Source organism: Tenggerimyces flavus (genome assembly GCF_016907715.1).
Lineage (GTDB): Bacteria > Actinomycetota > Actinomycetes > Propionibacteriales > Actinopolymorphaceae > Tenggerimyces > Tenggerimyces flavus.
In genome coordinates this window covers 1,483,318-1,503,143 of sequence record NZ_JAFBCM010000001.1, presented here as the reverse complement: position 1 = coordinate 1,503,143, position 19,826 = coordinate 1,483,318, and the positions used below count along the sequence as shown (strand labels likewise).

Here is a 19,826-nt window from a genome sequence, read left to right as displayed (position 1 = left end):
ACCGATGTGGCGGATCCATCTCACCGCCGACGACCTCGCCCGCGTGCGGCTCGCGACCGGTGCGGATCCGATGTGGGAGCTGATGCACAGCGTCCAGGTCGCCACCGGGACCACGGGCGAGCTGGTCTACGGACGGTGGCGGCATCGCTGCAAACGCATGCCCGGACCTCAGCTCGACGTCCTGTCGACGCTCGCGCCGATGGTCGGGTACGCGGTGGACTTCCTCACGCCGGCAGCCGGGACGACGTCGTTCCGCGACGGCGTCGACACCGTGCTCCGGACGCCACGCAGGGCGTTCTCGCGCGACCTGACCAAGCTCGCCGGCAACGGTCGGCTCCCCTCCTGGACCGGCGACCTGGCCGCGGGGCGGCGACCGTCGCTGCACGCGCTCGGCCGGGCGATGGTCGCGTACTTCGACACGGCCCTCGCCCCGTACTGGGCTGCGATCGCGCGGCAGGTGGACGAGGAGCTCGCCCGCACCACGCGGCTGCTCGTGTCCGGCGGTGTCGAACGGTTGTTGGCCAGCGCCTCGCGGGAACTGCGCTGGCGATCGCCGGTGCTGCTCGCCGGGCAGCTGGGTGAGCCGCAGGACATCTACCTCGAGGGTCAGGGCCTGATGCTGCTGCCGTCGTTCTTCGCGGAGGACGACGTCACGATCCTGCGGCTCCCCGATCATCCGCTGGTCGTGTCGTACCCGCTCGACCTGCTGCCTGGCTGGTGTACGGAGCAGGATCCACGGCTCGAGCCTTCGTCGCTGAGCCAGCTCTTCGGCCCCACCCGCGCGCGGATGTTGGAGGTGCTGTCCGAGCACGGGCTCAGCACGACCGAGCTCGCCGGTCGGCTCGACACGTCCGTACCGACCGCGAGCCAACAGGCCAAGGTGCTCCGCGACGCCGGCCTGGTCACCAGCTCCCGCCAGGGCAAGGCCGTGCTGCACCAAGCCTCCGACCTCGGCCGGCACCTGCTGGATGCCTCGCGGGTGCGTGTCTGACTGGCTTCTCGACGGCGTTTGCTCGCTTGGCCGGCTCGGTCTGGGGCGGCCTTTGCTGACTTCTGGGTGGGCGGCTGGGGCGGGTTCGGTGCGGATCGGGTCGCTCTTGTGGAGGCCGGTCTGGGATCCGGACCAGGGCGTCGCCTCGCGCCGCCGCATCTTGCGGCCATCTCGCCCATCCATGGCTAGTCCCGCACTACGACACTTCAGCCACCGGTTGTCACTTCACCTACCGGGCCGCCGTCGCTTCGCCCACCGGGCCGCCGTCGCTTCGCCCACCGTGCCGCCGTCGCTTCGCCCACCGGGCCGCCGCCGCTTCACTTACCTGCCCGTCACTTCACCTACCGGGCCGCCACTTCACCTACCGGGCCGCCACTTCACCTACCGGGCCGCCACTTCACCTACCGGGCCGCCACTTCACCTACCGGGCCGCCACTTCACCCACCTGGCCGCCGCCACTTCACACACCGGGCCGCCGCCACTTCACACACCGGGCCGCCACTTCACCCACCTGGCCGCCGTCACTTCACCCACCTGCCCGTCACTTCACCTACCGGGCCGCCACTTCACCCACCGGGCCGCCACTTCACCAACTGCCCGCCGCCTTGCGTACCGCTCGACCGTCACTCCGCCCCACGCTCCCGCAAGTCCTAGCCCGCTATTCCCATCCTCTTCACCATCCCCCTTTGGGGGTGTACTGTCCTCTGTTGCTTTGCCCAACTGTGCTTGGTCAATTGACTGGTCGGGCTGTGGCGGCGGTCGATTGTGGTGGCCGGTCCGGGGCGCGTCAAGGGCGCCGCGGCGGCTTCGCAGAGGGGGCGACGTCGCTTCGCGACCGCGGAGCGGCCCTTGACTCGCCCCGGCCCGGCCACCAGTTTCATACGCGCCGCCCCTGCCCCCGGAACAGTTCCCCGGGCAAGGCCTGCCTGCGCTTTCGGTCTGCTGCCGTGCTTGCGTCGCTTGTGGAGCCCGGCTTCTTGTGGTGTCGGATGATGCCGAGGATTTCCCTTGCCGGGTTGGGCATTAGCCTGATTCGGCTGGTAGAATTGTGCTATGGAATCGACCACTTGCTCGAACACCATCGGCACCGCCGATGGTGTGGCTGCGTGGTCGATGTCCGACGCCGACCTCGCCACCGCACTCCTCGACAACCAGGCCGCCCTCCACCGGCACGAAGCCCGCCGGCTCGAGCTGATCCGCGAGGCCGACGCCCGGAACCTCGCCGTGTCGGCGGGTGCGGCGAACACGGCGCAGTGGGTTGCCGGCGTCCTTCGTGTTCCTTCGGCTGAGGCGGGGGCGATGGTGAAGCTGGCCAGCCACCTCGACGCTGAGCTTCCTGCGACCGCGCGAGCGTTGGCTGAGGGCGAGATTTCTGTTCCGCACGCACGAGTGATCTCCCGGGTCGTGACGATGCTGCCCTCCCACATCGCCACCCCGGAACTCCGCTCCGAGGTGGAGGCGACCCTGCTGAAGAATGCCGCCGCCTTCGACCCCAAAGTCTTGTCGAAGGTCGGGAACAGGCTCTTGGAGACCGTCGCTCCCGATCTTGCCGACCAAGTGTTGGAACTGAAGCTCAAACAGGAAGAGGCCAGCGCCGAACGGGATCGGTTCCTGCGTATGTCCTTCGACGAGTCGTCGGGGACGTGGCGGGTCACCGCCCGGCTGCCGAAGGTGGTCGGGGAACGCCTCAAGCTGGTTCTCGATCCGTTGGCGGCGCCGCAGCCTGGACCCGACGGCCGCGATACCCGGTTCCCCGAACAGCGCAATGTGGATGCATTGGATGAGGCCTGCCGGCGGCTGTTGGCCGAGCGGTTGGTGCCCTCTCATGGTGGGAACCCGACCCAGCTGGTCGTCACCGTCACCCAGACTGGTGGACGGACTTTGCACACCGGGATCGAGCTGTCCCGCAAACTTGTCGAGCAGCTGATGTGTGAGGCGGACCGCACCTACCTCGTGAAGCCCGAGGACCAGCCCGGCAGAGTCACCATCTTGACCGACACCCAGCAACGACTCTTCCAAGGCAAGCTGCGCCGCATCCTCGAACTCCGCGACGGCGGCTGCGCCTTCCCCGGCTGCGACCGCCCACCCGGCTGGTGCCACGCCCACCACGTGGTCCCGTGGAGTAAGGGCGGACCCACCACCCGCGACAACGGCGTACTGCTCTGCGGCTACCACCACCGCCTCATCCACCAAGGCGCCTGGCAAGTCCAAATCGCCAGAGACGGCTTACCCGAGTTCTTACCCCCCGACTGGATCGACCCCCACCAACAACCACTCCGCAACCACCGCCTCACCCCAGCCGCCTAGAGCAGCGGCCGGGGCCGGCGGAGTGCTGCTCCGGCCAGCAGGATCGCGCCGGCGGACAGGGTGAACGTGGGGCCCGCGATGAATGCCATGGCGAGCCCCACGACGATGGTGCTTCGGGTGAGCCATCGGACCGTGGCTGGTCGAAGCTTCCCTCGGCTGCCGCGATGCCTCGTCACGCCGGTGGGGTGAGCGCGAGGCGGAACAGCTTGCCCCCTCCCGGTGGGATGGTCACGTCGAACGCCTGGCCGGCTGGCGTCCCGATCAACAGGGTCGGCTGGTACGTCGCCGAGGTGGCGACGAACGTACCCACCGAGTCCACCTCCGGCTTGATCGTCAACCGCGCGTTGGCAGCGGCCGTGTACGAGCGGTTCGCGACGAAGAGCCAACGGGTGTTGTTGACTGGCTCCGAACGGAACTCGCCCAGCACGACCGCGGAGCCCGACGTCGCACTCAGCACGTCCGAGCCCGCCGCGGTGAATCGCTCGGTGCCGAACGGCAGCGTCGCTTCGTTCGCGTGCACAGCGGCGTGGCTCACCAGGTGCTTCAGCTCCCGCCCGACCGGCTGCAGATGGCACCGGTTGAGCTCCCAAGCCCACCCGTACACCGCGGATGGGCAACCGCTCTTGCGGATCAGCGCCTCGTGGAAGAAGTGGTCCGGCCGGTTCTCCGGCGTCCAGTACGTAAAGTACTGAATCCCCTTGCAGCCATAGGCAAGCGCCACATTGACCTGCCACCCGAGCTCGGCCTGGGTCGGCTGCTTCATCACCCCGTGCTGCACCGTGTTCACGTACACCCACGTGGGCCGGCCGGAGCGCAGACCGGCCTCGCGGATCCTTCTGTGGTTGACGAAGAACGTCGGCCGGATCGTGTTGTCGGTCAGCAACGGGTAGTGGTCGTACGACACCACCGACGGGTCGATCTGCTCGACGTACCGCCGCAGGAACTCCTGGTACGCCCCGTCCTGCGGCGTCGTGTAGAACGGCACCAGGTTGATGAAGCCCAGCTTGTCCGGCGCGGTCGCGGCCAGCAGGTCGGTGATCATCCGCAGCCGCGGGTAGTGGATCGGGTTCGGCTCGTCGTGAACGAGGAAGCCCGCGAACGCCGGGTAGGCCTGGTACTCCGCGACGGTCTGTCGCACGGCGTTCTCCCAACCAGGGCAGGGAGTCGCGTGCGTGATCCGGTTGTCGATCGGCAATGCGCGCAGTCCCGCGTGCGCGGCCATCTGCAGCATCTTCGTGTTGGCGGGCATGTTCACCATGTCGTTGCCGCCGGAGACCACGTTGATCCCGCAGTTGGCGATCTGCTCGTACCTGAACTCCGTTGTCTGCTTGCGCGGCGGCGGCCAGAACAGACCGATCGGGTACACGTCGTCGGCGAGGATGTTCGGCGCGATGGCGGGTGCTGCGAGGTCGTCGACGTACGCGGGCCCGGACGCCGACGCGGGTGTTGGGGTGAGCAGGTTCGGCAACGCGGCCACGCCGGCGGCGCCGGCTGTCAGGCGCAACAGGCCGCGGCGGCTGAGGGTGCTGTCGTCGGTCATCGGTTGCTCCAGGAGGCGCTCGCCGGGGCGGAGGTGAACTGCTGGTCGCCGGTCGGTGCCCACGGACTCCAGGATCCGCCGCCGTTGTGGAAACGTTCCCAGATCCGGCCGTCGGTGCCGAGCGCGTAGAGGTTCAGCTTCTCGAACGCATGTGTGCCCGCTGCCGGCGCCTCGGTGAACGTCTGGGCGCCGTCGAACGCGGCCCAGCCGTGCCAGCCGACGCCGAAGACGAACCAGTTGTGCCACATCTTCCGGTCGTTCAGGTCGACCGCGAAGACCTCGAGGTGCCTCGGTCCCCACGACACCGCGGCGGGTCCGGAGTGGAACGTGCGCGTGCCCAACGCAGTCCACGGGCTCCAGCCGCCGGTGGGCAAGGTGTGCTTGTCATAGATGAGGTTGTCGGTGCCCTTGGCGAAGACGTGCAGCCGTTGCGGCTCGTACGACACCGCCGCGGGAGCCCCGGTGAACGTCTGCGTGTCGCCCGGGAACGGCTGCCAGTCGGTCCAGCCGCCGCCACCGAAGCGGAACAGGTTCTGGTGGATGCGGTCGTCGGCGCCGCGCGCGAACATCGCGAAGTGGTCGCTGCCCCACGAGGCGGCGGCGGGGGCGGAGCGGAACGTGCCGGTGCCGAGCGCGGCCCAGTTCGACCAGCCGGCGCCGAGGTAGCCGGAGTTGACGAACGCGCGATCGTAGATCCGGCTGTCCGTACCGAGCACGCCGAGATGCAGGATGCCGGCGCCGTGCGAGGCGACGCCCGCCCCGGACGCGAGCTCGCCGCGCAGGCTCTGCCAGCACGTCCACGGCTTCCCGGCGACCCACCACCGGTGGTAGAGCTGGTTGTCCGCACCGCGGGCGAACACGTCGAGCGTGATCTCCTCCGTCGCCCGCGTCGGCGCGGGCGGGCGGGGTGAGTCGTTCGGGAGCTCAGGAACGTTCGGCGACGGCGGGCAGGACAGGTCCGGCGGCGTGCAGGTGAGCTGGATGTCGACGGGCATGCGATGGACTCCCCCTCCAGTCGTGAGACACGGTGGCGGTGATCGTCAGCGGCCCTTGCGTTGCACGTCAAGGCCTTCTCACGTACGCGAACCGTCTCACGTGCCCACGCCATCACCGCGCCAGCACGGCGCCATTTCGCCAAGCAGACAAGGGAGTTCAGGGGTCACTCAGGACAGGCGGCGGTGAGGGCGCGGGTGCGCCAGTCGGGGAGCTTGTCGTCGATCCAGGACACGTCGACCTCGCTGCCGTTGCCGCGGACGTACGTGACCATCCGCAGTCTCCACTTGGGTGGCGGTGCGTCGCATGCGATGCGGAGGTCCAGCGTCATCGCTCGGGTCTCGCGGCCGCGGAGCGTCCATCCAGCGGGGAGGTGCCGCACGGACTCCGCGTCGGAGAGCGATTCCGGTATCGGGGTGGCGTGGGGCTCGACACCGCGGACCGGCGGGGTGGATTCGGACGTGAACGACGACGGCCTGGCGGCGACCTGTCCGTCGTTGCGCAGCTCGACCCGGATCAGTACCTGGCCAGGGGCGCCGGGCTCGACCGCTACCGGAGTCGCGCTGAGACGCGCGGTGGCGGCGCCGCTCCACCAAGCCGTCACCGCCAGCGCGATCATGACCGCGACGATGACCAGCGCCTGGACAAGGTGGCGGCGAGGGGAGTGGCGAGGCGGGATCGCGGCCCAGACTTCCTGACTGATCACGGTCGCCTCCAATGAACTAAGTGTGTCAACATATTGATACACTTACCGCTCGACTGCAACCTGGGAGGCGCGATGGACCCGGTTTGGCTCCTGTGGTGGTTCCTCGTTCCGACGGCCGCGCTGCTGTACGGATTCGGCCCGGTGTCGAGGCAACGGGTCGCCAGCTTCGCGTCCGCCCACGGCGTCGTCGTCACGGCCGAGAACGGGCCGATCCTGGTGGACTACCTGGCGAGGGTCGCTCGCTGGCGGACCGTCGGTGGGGCGGCGGGATGGCTGGTCGGCGGCTGGTTCGCCCTTCCTGGCGAGTTCGTCGGTTGGGGTCTTGGCGGCTACCTGGCCGGCGCGGTGGCGGTGGAGCTGGCCATCACCTTTCGGACGCAGGTGCCAAACGGTCCGCGTCGAGCGACCCTCTCAGTACGGCGGAGCGGAGACTACGTGACCTGGGGAGCCAGCTGGGGCCCGCTCCTCGTTCTCGCCGTCCTCGCCCTCCAGGGGATCGGCTACCTCCTCTGGCCAAGCGCCGATCTCCAACCTGAGCAGCTGATTCCGCACCTCGTGGCCATGATCGGAGTGGTCACGATCCTGTGGATCTCGCGGCGCGCGATCGTGCAGCGACCACAGCCCGTGGTGGCCGAGGCGCTGCGCGCTGCCGACGACGCGATCCGTGCGAGCTCGCTCCAGTCGATCAGCGGCGCGTCGCTGGCCCTGCTCTGCCTCGTGTCCGCGGACGTCATGTGGCGCATCAAGCTGAGCAGCGATCTCCCGCAACCGTTGTCCTGGACCTTCGCCGTTCTGTCGTTCGCCGTGCTCGCCGCCGTTCCCGTTGCCTGGTTCGTGATCCGCGTACGTTCCCGCCGACTCCGGCGAACGGTGACGCATGCCGGGTGAGGACGTGATCGTCGAGATCGACCCCGACGCGGCCGCGCCGCCGTACGAGCAGCTGCGCAGCCAGATCGCGGCTCTCATCGTCGCCGGTGTCCTCGGCGTCGGCGCCACGCTGCCGAGCATCCGGCAGCTCGCGCGCGACCTCGGCATCGCGTCCGGAACGGTCGCGCGGGCCTATCGGGAGCTCGAGGCCGCCGGCTACATCCGCGGGCGCGTCGGGCAGGGCACCGTCGTACGTGGGGTTCCCGAGCTGTCCGAGCAAGCCCGCCAGGAACGCCTCGCCGACGCGGCCCGCGCGTACGCGGCGGCGGTACGAGAGCTCGGCGTGGACATCGAAGCAGCCGTCACGACCGCCCGCCGGCAGCTGGAAGCGTGAGGGGACCGCGCTCGAGGACCTCGGCGAGGCGCCGTGCGGTGCCGGCGAGGGCTTCGACGTTGCCGGTCCAGATGTTCCAGCCCAGGTGGGTGTAGCCGATGTGCAGCTCGTAGCAATGATGGCGCGCGGCGGCGTCGACGAGGGCGCTGTGCTCGTTCCGCAAGGCCCCCAGCAGACCGGACAGCGGATCGGCGGCGGCGATCCCCGGGTGGAACGAGGACCAGAAGCTGCACCAGGCGGCGTCGAAGAGGAAGTCACCGCGGACCGAACACTTCCACGACAGCACCGCCTCGATCCGGTGGGTGACCGGACTGACCAGCACGTTGCCGTGCAGCAGATCGCCGTGGATCAGGTCCCGACGTTCGGGGCAGGCGTCCACCAGGGCGTGGATGCGCTCGCTCACCGCCGAGGACAGCGTGGACAGCTCCTTGTCGGAAGCCAGAGCGGAGCTCCAGCCGTGCACGACGGCCTTCGGATCGTCGACCAGGCCGGCGCGGAGGTACTCCCGCCACGTGCCGGGTGACTCGCCCGTCTGGTGCCAGGCCACGGGCAGCTCAGGGCTGGACGGCACCCGGTAGAGAGCGACGAGCAACCGCGTCAGGGCGGGGGCGACAGCAGCGGCCAGCTCCACGGGAGTGTCCTCGAGGAACGTCCCGTAGTGGCGAACCGAGATCGCATACGCCCGCCCAGCCGGCGTCGTGCCCACCTCCCGGACCTCCGGCACGGGCAGGTCCGCGCTGGCGAAGGCCATCGCCATCCGGTCGGCCTCGTACCAGGACGCCTCCGGGCCGAACCGGATCACCAGCTCCTCGCCGCCCACCCGGTAGGCCCATGCCGACGACCACGCCCCGCCCGACAGCGGCTCCAACTCCTCAGCCGAACCCGGCCGCCCAGCCAGGAACGGCACGACCTCTTCGCGTCTCAGCGCCTCATCGCCCACGCCGTCAGTATCTGCGCTACGAAGCCGGCCGTTCGTAGTGGGTCACGACGACCTGGCCGTCGAGCAGCTGGGACGCGACCGGTCGAAGCCCGATGCGCTGGTCGGGGCCGGCGAACAGCCTCCGGCCGCCGCCGAGAACGACGGGATGCACGGCGACGTGGTACTCGTCGATCAGCCCCAGCTCGGTGAACGCGGCCGCCAGGCTGGCCCCGCCGGTGAGCAGCAGGTCAGCACCGGGCTCCGCCTTGAGCGCGGTGACCTCGGCCCGCAGGTTGTCGCTGATGACGCGGGAGGTCCAGTCGTCTCTCGGGTAGCTGCGCGAGAACACGATCTTGGGAGTCGCCCGCCAGAACGGTGCGAACGCGGCGACGTGCGGGTCGTCGGACATCGCTTCGGCGTTCGGCCAGAACCCGACCATCATCTCCCACACCGGCCGGCCGAACAGCAACGTGTCGACTCGCCGGTCGAGGCCGTCGGAGTAGGCGGACACCTCCGGCCCCATCACCGGCCAGTCGAACTCGCCGTTCGGCCCGTCGACGAACCCGTCGACCGACGTGTGCACCCAGTAGATGAGCTTGCGCATGGTGGTTCCTCCCTGTGGTTGGTCGTCACCAGGGAGTCGGCGCTGGCGTCAGGTTCTCGACATTCCAGCGAGAGGAAATTCAGCCTTTCTGTGCGATGAGGGCGAGAGCGACGAGATGCCAGTGCTCGTTGGGAGCGCTGGACAGCTCCAGGTCGACCGAGCGCCCGCTCGCGCCGCCGTCCAGGGGGACGTGCAGCCAGGCGAAGTCGTTGCGGAACAGGAACGGGCTCTCGGCGACCACCTTGCCGTCGACCCGGACGTACGTCGCGAACGAGCGGACGTCGGCGTCGCCGACCAGGAGGTACGCGTCGTGCGCACCTGCCGGCACCGCGATGCGCAGGGTGCTGGCCGCGTTGTCGTTCACGAAGTCCCGCAGCAGTGCGTCGGTGTTGCCGGTACGGTCGCGCGACTCCGGCGCCGTGCCGACCCAGCCGTAGCCGACCTCCGCATTCCACGCGTCGGAAGGCGTCAGCCTGCGGTAGCCGTCGTGCAGCGGGCTCGCAGCCGTACCCGCGTCCAACGCCAGCACGCAACGCGAAGCGGCCGGGGTGGTGAGCACCTCGATCGGGTCGACCAGCACGTCCTTCCGAGCACCCATGCGTACGCCGACCAAGAAGTACCCCGGCGGCCCACCCGGCTGCACCGGCACCGACACCGGCACGAGCTCGCGGGACGGAACGTCGACATCGACCGTCGCGCTCGTCCACCCCTCCGGCACGTCGACAGCGACCGCGAGCGACAGCGCACCCGACGTCGCGTTCCCCACCGTCAGCTCCATCGGCGCAGGCGACGACTCGTGGAGCACCGTCCACATCGGCCCGAACTGCGCCTGCACCCACGACCGCCGCCGGTCGAGGATCCGGCTCTTCTCGAACCAGTACGTCACCAACGTGTCCCGCCACTGCCGGGCGTGGTCGACCTGCCGGTCGAACCGCGCCAGCACCTCGCGATGCCGCCGCGGATCCACCTGCCGCCGCAACCCCTGCCACAGCGACCGCAGCCGGGACGCGTTCTCCAGACCCGAGAAGTGCGAGTCATAGATGTGCTGGATCACCGTCTTCCCCGACCGCAGCCGATGCGTGTACGGAACGTGGTGGAAGAACAGCAGCAGCTCGTCCGGGCACGTGTCCAGCGACTCGAACACCGACGTCACCGCCGGGAAGTAGTGCCCCGTCGTCCCCGTGCCGGTCGCGACCGTACGGTCGAAGCCCACGCCCGAGGCGTCCGACTGGTGCCACGGCTCGTTGCACCGCACGCACGGATCGAGGTGGTCGCCGCCGCCCTGCACGAAGCCGGCGCCGAGCGGCGAGTTGTACGACTCGTAGATCTCCCGCGAGTGCAGCAACATCCCGGTCAGAACGGTGACCAGCGACCGGTGCGACCCGAACGTGCTGCGTACCCACTCGTCCGCGATCTGCTCCGCGGAGAGCTGAGGGTTCCACGCCAGCCGGCCGAAACCGTGCGTGTTGGCGGCCGCCAGATGGTGGCCGGTCCAGTTCGTGCTCGAGCCGAAGTTCATCACGCCCGCGACGCCGCTGTGGCCGTAGTCGAAGGCAGTCCCACCGACGACGGAGGCGACCGTCGTGCCCGGCCCCGCCCCGTGGGTGTCGAAGTCATAGACCTCCTTCCACAGCGGAACGGCGTAGCACAGATGGGTCGACTGGCCGGTGTACTCCTGCGTGACCTGCAGCTCCATCATCGAGTTCGTCCGCGGCAGCGCTCCGAAGAGCGGGTGCGCAGGCTCGCGGACCTGGAAGTCGATCGGACCGTTCTTGATCTGCACTAGCGCGTTGGCGGCGAACTCCCCGTCGAGCGGCTGGAACGTCTCGAACGCCTCGTCCGCCCACGTCTCCGGTCCGTGCCAGACGAACGCTCGCCAGATGACGATTCCGCCGTGCGGCTCGAGCGCCTCGGCCAGCAGGTTGGCGCCGTCGGCGTGCGTACGGCCGTAGTCCACCGGTCCGGGCTGGCCCTCGGAGTTCGCCTTGACGAGGAACCCGCCGAAGTCGGGGATATGCGTGTAGATCTCGGTCGCCTTGTCCCGCCACCAGGTACGTACGGCGGGGTCGAACGGGTCCGCGGTCTCCAGCCCGTCGAGCACCATCGGCGAAGCGAAGTTGGCGGACAGCTGAAGCTTGATTCCCCAAGCCCGCAAGGTGTCTGCCAGCGGCGCCAGCTTCTCGATCATCTCGCTGGACAGGAACTCCGCGTTGGCGTTGACGTTGTTGACGACCGTCGCGTTGATGCCGACGGACGCCATCGCGCGGGCGTACTCGACGTAGTGCGGCTTGATCTCCGGCAGGTCGTACCAGTGGAAGATCGACGTGCCCGAGTAGCCGCGTTCGACGCTCCCGTCGAGGTTGTCCCAGTGGTTGGCGAGCCGCAGCGGGTTGGCCGGACGTTCGGCGACATTCAGCTTCTCGACGCCGCGCTGGGTCTGCAGCAGTCGCAGCAGGTGGAACGCGCCGTACAGCACCCCGCGCTCGCCCGCGCTCGCGACCAACACCACGTCGACCTTGCCGACCCGTGCCCGACGGACGACATAGCCCTCGGGACCGAGCTTCTCCAGCTCTGCCGCCGGACAGTGCGAGCGAACGATCGGCGACGACTCGGGTGTGCCGAGAACGACGGCGCCGCTCCTCGTCGGAGCGTCGACGACGCCGATCGACCGACCCAACAGGCCGGACAGGCCGCGGACAAGCTCTGCCTGCGCCGACGCGAGGACGCCGTCGCCCGCCTTGACGACCTGGGTGAACGCGCGCCGGTACGACGCCAGCAACCTGGGTTCGTCCACCTGCCGGTACCGCAGCCAGAGCTCGTGCCCGTCCTCGTCGGCGGACGTCGTCAGCGCCGCCCACGCCGCTTGCTGATCGAGGAGGTACGTCCCTGCCGCGACCGCCGCGCTGGTGCCGAGGAGTCGCCGGCGCGTCCACTTCGCATTCATCGTCGAGCCTCCCGTGCTGCCGACGATGTCCTTCGCCGGTTGGCTTCTATAACGTTGTACTAGCCAACGTAGGAAGCCGACTCGAAGCTCGTCAAGGCGAGGGCGGTGGCCGGATCGGGCACGTCTGCCGAGAACTTCGCCATCACCTGCCCATCCGGGCGGACCAGCACCGCACCGCCGGGCTCGATGCCGAGCGCTACCTCGGCCGCTCCGTTCACGACATGGGTCGTTACGGGCACGGGGAGAGTCACCGCGGCGTCGACCCAGCGCGAACCCGCGGAGCCGGCGAGGACCGTGAGCCCGGGCCCGAGCAGGTCCAGCGTCGAGACGCCGTCGACCCAGGCGTGCGCGAGCCGTCCGCCGAGGTCGTCCGCGAGCGACTCGGCCAGCTCCCGCCGCGAGCCGTCGGGCCGCGCGGAACGCTCGGCGTTGCGCGCGCCGATCGGGCGGCGCTCGGCCTCGTAGCTGTCGAGCAGCGCCGGCGCGGCCCAGCCGGACAGGACCCAGGCCAGCTTCCAGCCGAGGTCGTAGCCGTCGTGGATCGCGGTGTTCATGCCCGTACCGCCGCGCGGGGTGATCCGGTGCGCGGCGTCGCCGATGACGAAGCCACGGCCGACCCGGTAGCGGTCGGCGACCATGGCGGCGAACGTGAACTGGCCGGTCCGCTCGACCCGCACCTCGAGATCGGGCACGCCCGAAGCGATCCGGATCCGCCGGATGGTCTCCTCCGCCGGAGGCGTCGGCGAGCCCGACGGGATCTCCTGCCCGTACACCCACCGATCACCCTGCCCGGACGGAACGACGACGCCGTCCGCCTCCGGGTTGATGATCACGTAGATCCCGTACCGCCGCTCCCCCACGACGTCCCACAGCGGCGCGCGGAACTGCGTCGCCGCGTGCGTCACGAGGTCGTCCACGCCCTCCAGCACGATGCCGAGCTGCGAACGCACCGTGCTCGCGACACCGTCCGCACCGATCACGTAGTCGACGCGCACCGAACGCGGCGCCGCGCCACGCAGCTCCACCGTCACGCCGTCGTCGTCCTGCGCCAGGCCGACCAGCTCGACGCCGTACTCGACACGCGCGGACGGCAGCGAGCGCAGGTGCTCGACCAGCACGCGCTCCAAGTCGTCCTGCGGCGCGAGCGCAGGCCTCGTCGGGCTCACCTCGGCGGCCTCGGCGGCCGTCGGGAAGCCCTCCTGTAACTCCATGCCTTCGTTCGACGTGAGCGCGAACGTGATCCAGCCGCGCTCCTTCAGGTCCATCGCGACCGCGCGCACCGCGGGCTCCAGGCCCCACGAGCGCAGGATCTCCATCGTCCGCGTACTGATCGCGGTCGCCCGCGGCAACGTCAACGTGTCCGGCCTCCGCTCGACCAGCAGCACGTCGACGCCGGCGTGCGCCAGCGTGATCGCGGCGACCAGACCCGCGGGGCCGGCGCCGCAGACGAGCACCTTGCTTCTCATCAGTTCCTCTTCCAGATTTCATCGGACAGCTTGTCTTTCACGAGACAGTGTGTCTTTGACTGGACATGCTGTCAACCGGAATCTAGGATCGCGGTCCATGAGTCCGCGCAAGTACGAGCAGCGAACCCGCGCCGCCACCGCCGAGGAGACCCGGCAGCGCGTGCTCGAGGCGATGTACGAACGCCTCCGCGCCGCGCCCGCCGCGGCCGTCAGCGTCGACCAGGTCGCGCGCGACGCCGGGGTGGCGCGGTCGACGATCTACCTGGTGTTCGAGTCGCGCGCGGGACTGTTCGACGCGCTCGCGGTGTACGTGTTCGAACGTTCGGGCTTCCGCGCGATCAGCGATGCGGTGCACGACCCGGACGCGCGCGAGCATCTGCGCGGCTCGTTCCGCGCGGGCAGCAAGGCGTACGCGGCCGAGCGCGACGTTCTGCGCGCCCTCTACTCCGGCGCCCACCTCGACCCCGAAGCGTTCGCCGGCGCCGTTCAGCGACTCGAGGACGGCCGCCTCGGCGGCATGCGCTACCTCGCGAAACGCCTGCAGGAGCAGGGATGTCTCCGTGCGGAGGTGACGCAGCGCGAGGCCGTCGACCAGCTGTTCGTCCTGACCAGCTTCGACGCGTTCGACCTCCTGCACACCAGCCGCGGCCTGTCGGTGGCCAAGACGGCGAGCACCCTCAGCGACCTCGCCGAGCGAGCGCTCTGCGTCGTTACTGCAGGCCGGACCGTACCGAGGTGATGCGCTGGGTGTTGAAGCCCAGCCAGTGCATGCGGCCGACGAAGCGGGCGTGTTCGACCTTCAGGCAGCGGTCCATGACGACGGTCAGGCCGCCGTCCTCCGCGACCTTCGCGCCCTCGGCGTTGATCACGCCGAACTGGCACCACAGCGCGCTGGCGCCGATCGCGACGGCCTCCGCCGCGATCCCCGGCAGCGCGGCCGGCGCGCGGAAGACGTTGACGACGTCCACGGGCTCGGGGACGTCGGCCAGGGTGGGGTACGACGTCGCGCCGAGGATCGAGGTCGCGCGCGGGTTCACCGGGATCACGTTGTAGTCGTGCCGCTTGAGGTAATACCCGACGAAGTTGCTCGCCCGCAGCTCGTTGTCCGACAGCCCCACGATCGCGATCGTCTTCGCCGTGTGGAGGACGCGCTGGATCACCAACGGGTCCTGGTAGCGCGCGAGATCGAGCTCGGTCACGTCGTCAAACCCTTCTCCACAAAGGCAAACCCCTGCGACAGATCCCAGAGCAGGTCGTCCACCGACTCGGTCCCGACCGACAGCCGCACCGTCCCCGGCCCCACGCCGGCCGCCGCGAGCTCGGCGTCGCTGAGCTGGCGGTGCGTCGTACTCGCCGGATGGATGATCAGGCTCTTCGCGTCGCCCACGTTCGCCAGATGCGACCAGAGCGAGACGCCGCGGATGAGGTCCTGCCCACCCTGGCGGCCACCGGCGCAGTCGAACGAGAAGACCGCGCCGGCGCCGCCGGGCAGGTACTTCTCCACCAGCGGCCGGTACGAGCTGCCGGGCAGGCCGGCGTACGTCACGTTCGACGCCAGCTCGTGCGACTCGAGGAACGCGGCGACCGCGCCGGCGTTCTCCACGTGCCGTTGCATCCGCAGCGACAACGTCTCCAACCCCTGCAGGAACAGGAACGCGTTGAACGGCGACAACGCCCCGCCGAGATCCCGCAACGTTTCGGCTCGCAGCTTCATCAGGTAGCCGTACGTTCCGAAAGTTTCGTGGAACTGCAGCCCGTGGTAGGCCGGCGAGGGATCGGCGACGACCGGAAAGCGCCCGTTCGACCAGTCGAAAGTTCCGGCCTCGACCACCACGCCGCCGATGCTCGTCCCGTGCCCACCGATGAACTTCGTCGCCGAGTGGACCACGATGTCCGCGCCCCACTCGATCGGCCGGCAGAGGTACGGCGTCGCGAACGTGTTGTCGACGATCAACGGCAGCTGGTGCTTGTGCGCGATCGACGCCAGGGTCTCGATGTCCAGCACGTTCCCGCCGGGGTTGCCGATCGTCTCGCCGAAGAACGCCTTGGTGTTCTCCCGCACGGCCCCCCGCCACGCGTCGGGAGAGTCCGGATCGACCCACGACAGCTCGACGTTCATCTTGCGCAGCAGGTGCTTGAACTGGTTGACCGTTCCGCCGTACAACGCCGACGACGAGACCACGTGGTCGCCGGGCTGCAGCAGGGTGAACAGAGCTGCGGCCTGCGCGGCGATCCCACTGGCGAACGCGACCCCGCCGGCGCCACCCTCGAGGTTCGCCACCCGTTCCTCGAAGACCGCGACGGTCGGGTTCATGATCCGCGAGTACGTGTTGCCGTACTCCTGCAGGTTGAAGTACGCGGCCGCCGACTCGGGGTCCTCGAAGACGTAGCTGGTCGTCTGGAAGATCGGCACCGCTCGCGCACCGGTGTTCGGGTCGGGGCGTTGCCCGGCATGCAGCTGCCGAGTCTCGAATCCGAACGCGCGGTCCTGTTCGACGCGGTCGCTCACGAAGGCTCCTCCAGGAAACGACGGATGATCGGGGTCTGCCGGGCTTCCTCGAGCAGGAAGCAGTCATGCCCGTACGGCGCGTCGATCACCTGGAGCTCGACCGGTTTGCCCAACGTACGCAGGGCATCCGCGATCTCCGTCGACGCCGACGGCGGGTAAAGCCAGTCGGAGCTGAACGCGATCAGCAACGCCCGCGCGGCCACGCGGTCCAGCGCACGCTCCAAAGAGCCCGAGCCGTACGAGCGCGCGAGGTCGAAGTAGGTCAGCGCGCGCGACGTGTAGAGATAGGTGTTCGCGTCGAACCGCTTGACGAACGAGGCGGCCTGGTAGCGCAGGTAGCTCTCGACCTCGTACTCCGGCTCGGTCAACGTGTAGCGGATGTCGTCGGCGAACTGCAGCCGCCGGCCGAACTTGTCGTCCAACGCCGGGGCGGACAGGTAGGTGATGTGGCCGACCATCCGCGCGATGCCCATCCCGTCGGACGGCGCGGAGCCGGTGCCGTAGTAGTGGCCGCCCTGCCAGGCCGGGTCGCGCATGATCGCGTCGCGGGCGATCGCGTTCCACGCCACGCCCTGCGGCCCCAGGGCGTGCGTGCTCGCGATGACGACGGCGGCGTCGACCTGGTCGGGGTACGAGACCGCCCACTCCAGCGCCTGCATGCCGCCCAGCGACCCACCGGCGACCGCTGCCAACCGGGCGATGCCGAGCTCGTCCAGGAACGCCCGCTCGACCCGGACCATGTCGGCGACCGTGATCACCGGAAAGTCCGTTCCGTACGGCTTGCCGGTCGCCTGGTCGACCGACGACGGCCCGGTCGTCCCGCGGCAGCCGCCGAGCAGGTTGGTGGAGACGACGAAGAAGCGGTCGGTGTCGAACGCCTTGCCCGGCCCGATCATCCCGTCCCACCAGCCGAGCGCCTTGCCCGCCGAGCCGTCGCGGTCGTCCGCGCCGAACCCGTCCCGCGTGCTCGCCTCGGCGGACGGTGCCGCGGAGTATCCGGCGGCGTGCGCGTCGCCGCTGAGCGCGTGACAGACCAGGATCACGTTGTCGCGCGCGGGCGAGAGCGTTCCGTACGTCTCGTACGCCACCCGGACCGGATGCAGCGAACGTCCACAGTCGAGCGGCACCGGAGCCGGCAGGTCCAGAAACCTCGTCTCGACCGTCCCGGCCGAGCCGGCCGCGATCGTCGAGCCTGACGTTGACACAAACGTGAGCGTAGCCGCTCCCAGCTGTGTAAACTCAAATTCCCACGTTATCAATAGGAATTACGCGAGAGGGGCATTACCGACATGACGACGGTCGTCAACGGGGTCAACGTCCAGGCGCTGCTCGACGCGCGCGAGGTGCTCAAGGGGGCGCCCGAGGCCGCCAAGTTCACCTGGAAGGCCACGTCGAAGTGGCAGCACGGCGTGCACAGCACGACCACGGTCCAGCAGTACTTCGGGCTCGGCGAGGACCAGCAGCACAAGGAGGCGCGCACGTTCGACGCCGACCACCCCGAGACGTTCGCCGCCACCGACAACGGCATCACCCCGATCGAGTACCTGCTCGTGGGCCTGGCCAGCTGCCTCACGGCCGGCGTCGCCTCCGTCGCGCAGAACCGAGGCATCCAGCTGCGTTCGGTCGAGTCGACGGTCGAGGGTCACCACGACGTCCGCGGCATCCTCGGCGCCGACACCGACGTACGCAACGGCTTCAACGACGTCAAGGTCACATTCCACATCGACGCCGACGCGTCGAAGGAGGACATCGAGGCCATCGTCGCCCAGTCGCAGAAGCGCTCCGCGGTGTTCGACGCCCTGACGAACCCCACGGACGTCACGGTCGAGGTCGCCTGATCGAGCACGTCACCACCGTCGTCATCGGGGCCGGCCATGCCGGCCTCGCCGCCAGCCACTTCCTCAGCGAGGCCTCGCTCGACCACGTCGTGCTCGAACGCGGCGAGGTGGCCAACTCGTGGCGACGCGAACGCTGGGACTCGTTGCGCTTGCTCACGCCCAACTGGCAGTGCCGTCTTCTGGGCTTCGGCTATGACGGTCCCGACCCGGACGGCTACCTGACGTCGGGCGACGTGGTCGACTTCGTCGAACGGTTCGCGTCGGCTGTGCGCGCACCGGTCCGGACCGGGACGAACGTGACGTCCCTGGCCAGGGTCGACGACGGGTATCGGGTGGTGACCGACCGTGGGGAGCTCCGCGCCCGGACGGTCGTGATCGCGAGCGGCGCCTGCAACCGGCCATCGGTGCCGGCCCTGCATGAGGCGGTGCCTTCGTCGGTCGAGCAGCTGACGCCGTTCGACTATCGCTCGCCCTCGAAGCTCGCTGAGGGTGGCGTGCTCGTGGTGGGCGCGTCGGCGACCGGCGTCCAGCTGGCCGCCGAGATCGCCCGGTCGGGCCGGCCCGTGACCCTGTCGGTCGGCGAGCACGTCCGGCTGCCCCGGCTCTACCGCGGCCGCGACGTGCTGTGGTGGATGGATGCGTCCGGGGTCTGGGACCAGCGCTACGACGAGGTCGACGACCTGGTGCGGGCTCGCCGGCTGCCCTCGCCGCAGCTGGTCGGTACGCCGGAACGGTCGACGCTCGACCTCAACGCGCTCGCCGACCTGGGCGTCCGGCTCGTCGGCCGGTGGGCGATGCTGCGCGACGGCACCGCGTTGTTCTCGGGCGGCTTGCGGAACGTGTTCTCGCTGGCCGACCTCAAGATGGCGCGCCTGCTCGGCACGTTCGACGAATGGGCACTCACCGCCGGCGTGACCGACGTGGGCGATCCCGAGCGCTTCGCGCCGACTCGGGTGCCCGACAAGACCCAGCTGCAGCTCGACCTGCGCGGCGGCGAGATCCGCACCATCGTGTGGGCGACGGGATTCCGGCCGGACTACAGCTGGCTCGACGTTCCCGTCGTCGACTCCAAGGGCCACCTCCGCCACGCCGGCGGCGTGCTCGAGCTACCCGGCCTCTATGCGCTGGGGCTCCCCGTCCTGCGGCGGCGCAAGTCCACCTTCATCCACGGCATCGAGGACGACGCCCGCCACGTGATCGGCCACCTCGCCCTGCACCTGGCCGGCTGAGGCGCCGACAACTACAACTTGACGCCGTACGTGGTCTCGAGCTCCTCGATCCAGTCGTCCTGGATGGTGAGGCCGTAGCTCGCGGCGAGCTCGTAGTACTGCGCCGGGCCGGCACCGCCTTCGTGGGCGAGGATCGGCGCGAGCTCCTCGAAGTACTTCTCCATGCCACCGGGCGAAAGTATCTCCATCACCTTCGCTGGTTCGGAGCCCGCGTTCCACATCGCGTGCGGGATGCCGCGCGGCTTCACGAGGTACGAGCCGGCGGGCGCCTCCCGTACGTCGTCGCCGACGCGCACGCCGACGGTGCCCGACATGATCAGCGAGTACTCGTCCTCGCGCGTGTGGTTGTGCGGTTTCACCAACGTGTGTGGAGGAATCTCGACCTCCATCAACGCGAGGTTGCCTCCGGCGTCGGCCGTCTCGATCTTGTAGTGGAACCGGACGCCGAACAGCTTGAGCGTCCTGCCGTCTTCCGGACCGATCACCTTGGCGTGCGGTGGAACGGACATGCGCGATTCT

The 19,826-nt window shown here is 69.5% G+C and carries 18 protein-coding genes; 7 read left to right on the top strand and 11 right to left on the bottom strand.

What is annotated here, in order from left to right; all coding sequences use genetic code 11:
* Positions 1 to 4 precede the first annotated feature (4 nt).
* Both JOD67_RS06965 and JOD67_RS06960 read left to right on the top strand, forming a co-directional pair.
* A complete protein-coding gene (locus JOD67_RS06965) occupies positions 5 to 991 on the top strand; it encodes an ArsR/SmtB family transcription factor (protein WP_205116360.1) in 987 nt (328 codons plus the stop codon).
* Positions 992 to 2,044: 1,053 nt separating this feature from the next.
* A complete protein-coding gene (locus JOD67_RS06960) occupies positions 2,045 to 3,298 on the top strand; it encodes an HNH endonuclease signature motif containing protein (RefSeq protein ID WP_205116358.1) in 1,254 nt (417 codons plus the stop codon).
* A 172-nt stretch (positions 3,299 to 3,470) separates the two neighbouring features.
* On the opposite strand, the gene JOD67_RS06955 is transcribed toward JOD67_RS06960, so the two are convergent.
* The 3 genes from JOD67_RS06955 to JOD67_RS06945 all read right to left on the bottom strand — a co-directional run bounded on the left by JOD67_RS06955 (position 3,471) and on the right by JOD67_RS06945 (position 6,537).
* A complete protein-coding gene (locus JOD67_RS06955) occupies positions 3,471 to 4,838 on the bottom strand; it encodes a hypothetical protein (protein WP_205116356.1) in 1,368 nt (455 codons plus the stop codon).
* The gene (locus JOD67_RS06950; RefSeq protein WP_205116354.1) at positions 4,835 to 5,833 is read right to left on the bottom strand and encodes a PLL family lectin; all 999 of its coding nucleotides are present in this window, start codon (positions 5,831 to 5,833) and stop codon (positions 4,835 to 4,837) included. The genes JOD67_RS06955 and JOD67_RS06950 overlap by 4 nt, the downstream gene beginning before the upstream one ends.
* Before the next feature lie 164 nt (positions 5,834 to 5,997).
* Positions 5,998 to 6,537, bottom strand: coding sequence for a COG1361 family protein (locus JOD67_RS06945; RefSeq protein WP_205116352.1), 540 nt, complete (start codon positions 6,535 to 6,537; stop codon positions 5,998 to 6,000).
* 72 nt (positions 6,538 to 6,609) lie between these two features.
* Between JOD67_RS06945 and JOD67_RS06940 the strand changes: the two genes are divergently transcribed.
* Positions 6,610 to 7,425: a hypothetical protein gene (locus JOD67_RS06940; RefSeq protein ID WP_205116350.1), complete on the top strand. Its 816-nt coding sequence runs from the start codon at positions 6,610 to 6,612 to the stop codon at positions 7,423 to 7,425.
* The gene (locus JOD67_RS06935) at positions 7,415 to 7,798 is read left to right on the top strand and encodes a GntR family transcriptional regulator (RefSeq protein WP_239553754.1); all 384 of its coding nucleotides are present in this window, start codon (positions 7,415 to 7,417) and stop codon (positions 7,796 to 7,798) included. The genes JOD67_RS06940 and JOD67_RS06935 overlap by 11 nt, the downstream gene beginning before the upstream one ends.
* On the opposite strand, the gene JOD67_RS06930 is transcribed toward JOD67_RS06935, so the two are convergent.
* From JOD67_RS06930 to JOD67_RS06915, 4 genes are all read right to left on the bottom strand, one after another.
* Positions 7,767 to 8,738, bottom strand: coding sequence for a phosphotransferase family protein (locus JOD67_RS06930; RefSeq protein WP_205116348.1), 972 nt, complete (start codon positions 8,736 to 8,738; stop codon positions 7,767 to 7,769). The genes JOD67_RS06935 and JOD67_RS06930 overlap by 32 nt on opposite strands.
* Before the next feature lie 16 nt (positions 8,739 to 8,754).
* On the bottom strand, positions 8,755 to 9,321 hold the full coding sequence (locus JOD67_RS06925; protein ID WP_205116347.1) for a dihydrofolate reductase family protein: 567 nt from the start codon (positions 9,319 to 9,321) through the stop codon (positions 8,755 to 8,757).
* 79 nt (positions 9,322 to 9,400) lie between these two features.
* A complete protein-coding gene (locus JOD67_RS06920; protein ID WP_205116345.1) occupies positions 9,401 to 12,265 on the bottom strand; it encodes an alpha-glucuronidase family glycosyl hydrolase in 2,865 nt (954 codons plus the stop codon).
* A 59-nt stretch (positions 12,266 to 12,324) separates the two neighbouring features.
* On the bottom strand, positions 12,325 to 13,734 hold the full coding sequence (locus tag JOD67_RS06915; protein ID WP_307782730.1) for an FAD-dependent monooxygenase: 1,410 nt from the start codon (positions 13,732 to 13,734) through the stop codon (positions 12,325 to 12,327).
* Positions 13,735 to 13,828: 94 nt separating this feature from the next.
* On the opposite strand from JOD67_RS06915, the gene JOD67_RS06910 reads away from it, so the two are divergent.
* Positions 13,829 to 14,470 carry a TetR/AcrR family transcriptional regulator gene (locus JOD67_RS06910; RefSeq protein ID WP_205116341.1) on the top strand — a complete coding sequence of 214 codons (642 nt, stop codon included), beginning with the start codon at positions 13,829 to 13,831 and terminating at the stop codon, positions 14,468 to 14,470.
* Here JOD67_RS06910 and JOD67_RS06905 read toward each other — a convergent pair.
* Genes JOD67_RS06905 through metX form a run of 3 tightly spaced genes read right to left on the bottom strand, consistent with a single transcriptional unit; the run spans position 14,442 to position 17,445 of the window.
* Complete coding sequence (locus JOD67_RS06905) at positions 14,442 to 14,930, bottom strand: CoA-binding protein (protein WP_205116339.1); 489 nt, start codon at positions 14,928 to 14,930, stop codon at positions 14,442 to 14,444. The two genes, JOD67_RS06910 and JOD67_RS06905, sit on opposite strands and share 29 nt — an antisense overlap.
* Complete coding sequence (locus JOD67_RS06900) at positions 14,927 to 16,240, bottom strand: O-acetylhomoserine aminocarboxypropyltransferase/cysteine synthase family protein (RefSeq protein ID WP_205116337.1); 1,314 nt, start codon at positions 16,238 to 16,240, stop codon at positions 14,927 to 14,929. The genes JOD67_RS06905 and JOD67_RS06900 overlap by 4 nt, the downstream gene beginning before the upstream one ends.
* Positions 16,237 to 17,445: a homoserine O-acetyltransferase MetX gene (metX, locus tag JOD67_RS06895; protein ID WP_205116335.1), complete on the bottom strand. Its 1,209-nt coding sequence runs from the start codon at positions 17,443 to 17,445 to the stop codon at positions 16,237 to 16,239. The genes JOD67_RS06900 and metX overlap by 4 nt, the downstream gene beginning before the upstream one ends.
* Before the next feature lie 84 nt (positions 17,446 to 17,529).
* Between metX and JOD67_RS06890 the strand changes: the two genes are divergently transcribed.
* Together JOD67_RS06890 and JOD67_RS06885 are read left to right on the top strand one after the other, a co-directional pair.
* A complete protein-coding gene (locus tag JOD67_RS06890) occupies positions 17,530 to 18,078 on the top strand; it encodes an OsmC family protein (protein ID WP_239553752.1) in 549 nt (182 codons plus the stop codon).
* Entirely contained in the window at positions 18,075 to 19,307 is a 1,233-nt protein-coding gene (locus JOD67_RS06885) for an NAD(P)-binding domain-containing protein (RefSeq protein WP_205122894.1), read from the top strand. Before JOD67_RS06890 ends, JOD67_RS06885 begins: the two co-directional genes overlap by 4 nt.
* Before the next feature lie 11 nt (positions 19,308 to 19,318).
* Here JOD67_RS06885 and JOD67_RS06880 read toward each other — a convergent pair whose 3' ends face one another.
* The gene (locus JOD67_RS06880; protein ID WP_205116334.1) at positions 19,319 to 19,816 is read right to left on the bottom strand and encodes a cupin domain-containing protein; all 498 of its coding nucleotides are present in this window, start codon (positions 19,814 to 19,816) and stop codon (positions 19,319 to 19,321) included.
* Positions 19,817 to 19,826: the final 10 nt, after the last annotated feature.

Excerpts from the sequence above, each read along its gene's own strand:
- JOD67_RS06965 (WP_205116360.1), top strand. The coding sequence starts at position 5 with ATGTGGCGGATCCATCTCACCGCCGACGACCTCGCCCGCGTGCGGCTC.
- JOD67_RS06960 (WP_205116358.1), top strand. The coding sequence starts at position 2,045 with ATGGAATCGACCACTTGCTCGAACACCATCGGCACCGCCGATGGTGTG.
- JOD67_RS06955 (WP_205116356.1), bottom strand. The coding sequence starts at position 4,838 with ATGACCGACGACAGCACCCTCAGCCGCCGCGGCCTGTTGCGCCTGACA.
- JOD67_RS06950 (WP_205116354.1), bottom strand. The coding sequence starts at position 5,833 with ATGCCCGTCGACATCCAGCTCACCTGCACGCCGCCGGACCTGTCCTGC.
- JOD67_RS06940 (WP_205116350.1), top strand. The coding sequence starts at position 6,610 with ATGGACCCGGTTTGGCTCCTGTGGTGGTTCCTCGTTCCGACGGCCGCG.
- JOD67_RS06935 (WP_239553754.1), top strand. The coding sequence starts at position 7,415 with ATGCCGGGTGAGGACGTGATCGTCGAGATCGACCCCGACGCGGCCGCG.
- JOD67_RS06925 (WP_205116347.1), bottom strand. The coding sequence starts at position 9,321 with ATGCGCAAGCTCATCTACTGGGTGCACACGTCGGTCGACGGGTTCGTC.
- JOD67_RS06920 (WP_205116345.1), bottom strand. The coding sequence starts at position 12,265 with ATGAATGCGAAGTGGACGCGCCGGCGACTCCTCGGCACCAGCGCGGCG.
- JOD67_RS06910 (WP_205116341.1), top strand. The coding sequence starts at position 13,829 with ATGAGTCCGCGCAAGTACGAGCAGCGAACCCGCGCCGCCACCGCCGAG.
- JOD67_RS06890 (WP_239553752.1), top strand. The coding sequence starts at position 17,530 with ATGACGACGGTCGTCAACGGGGTCAACGTCCAGGCGCTGCTCGACGCG.
- JOD67_RS06880 (WP_205116334.1), bottom strand. The coding sequence starts at position 19,816 with ATGTCCGTTCCACCGCACGCCAAGGTGATCGGTCCGGAAGACGGCAGG.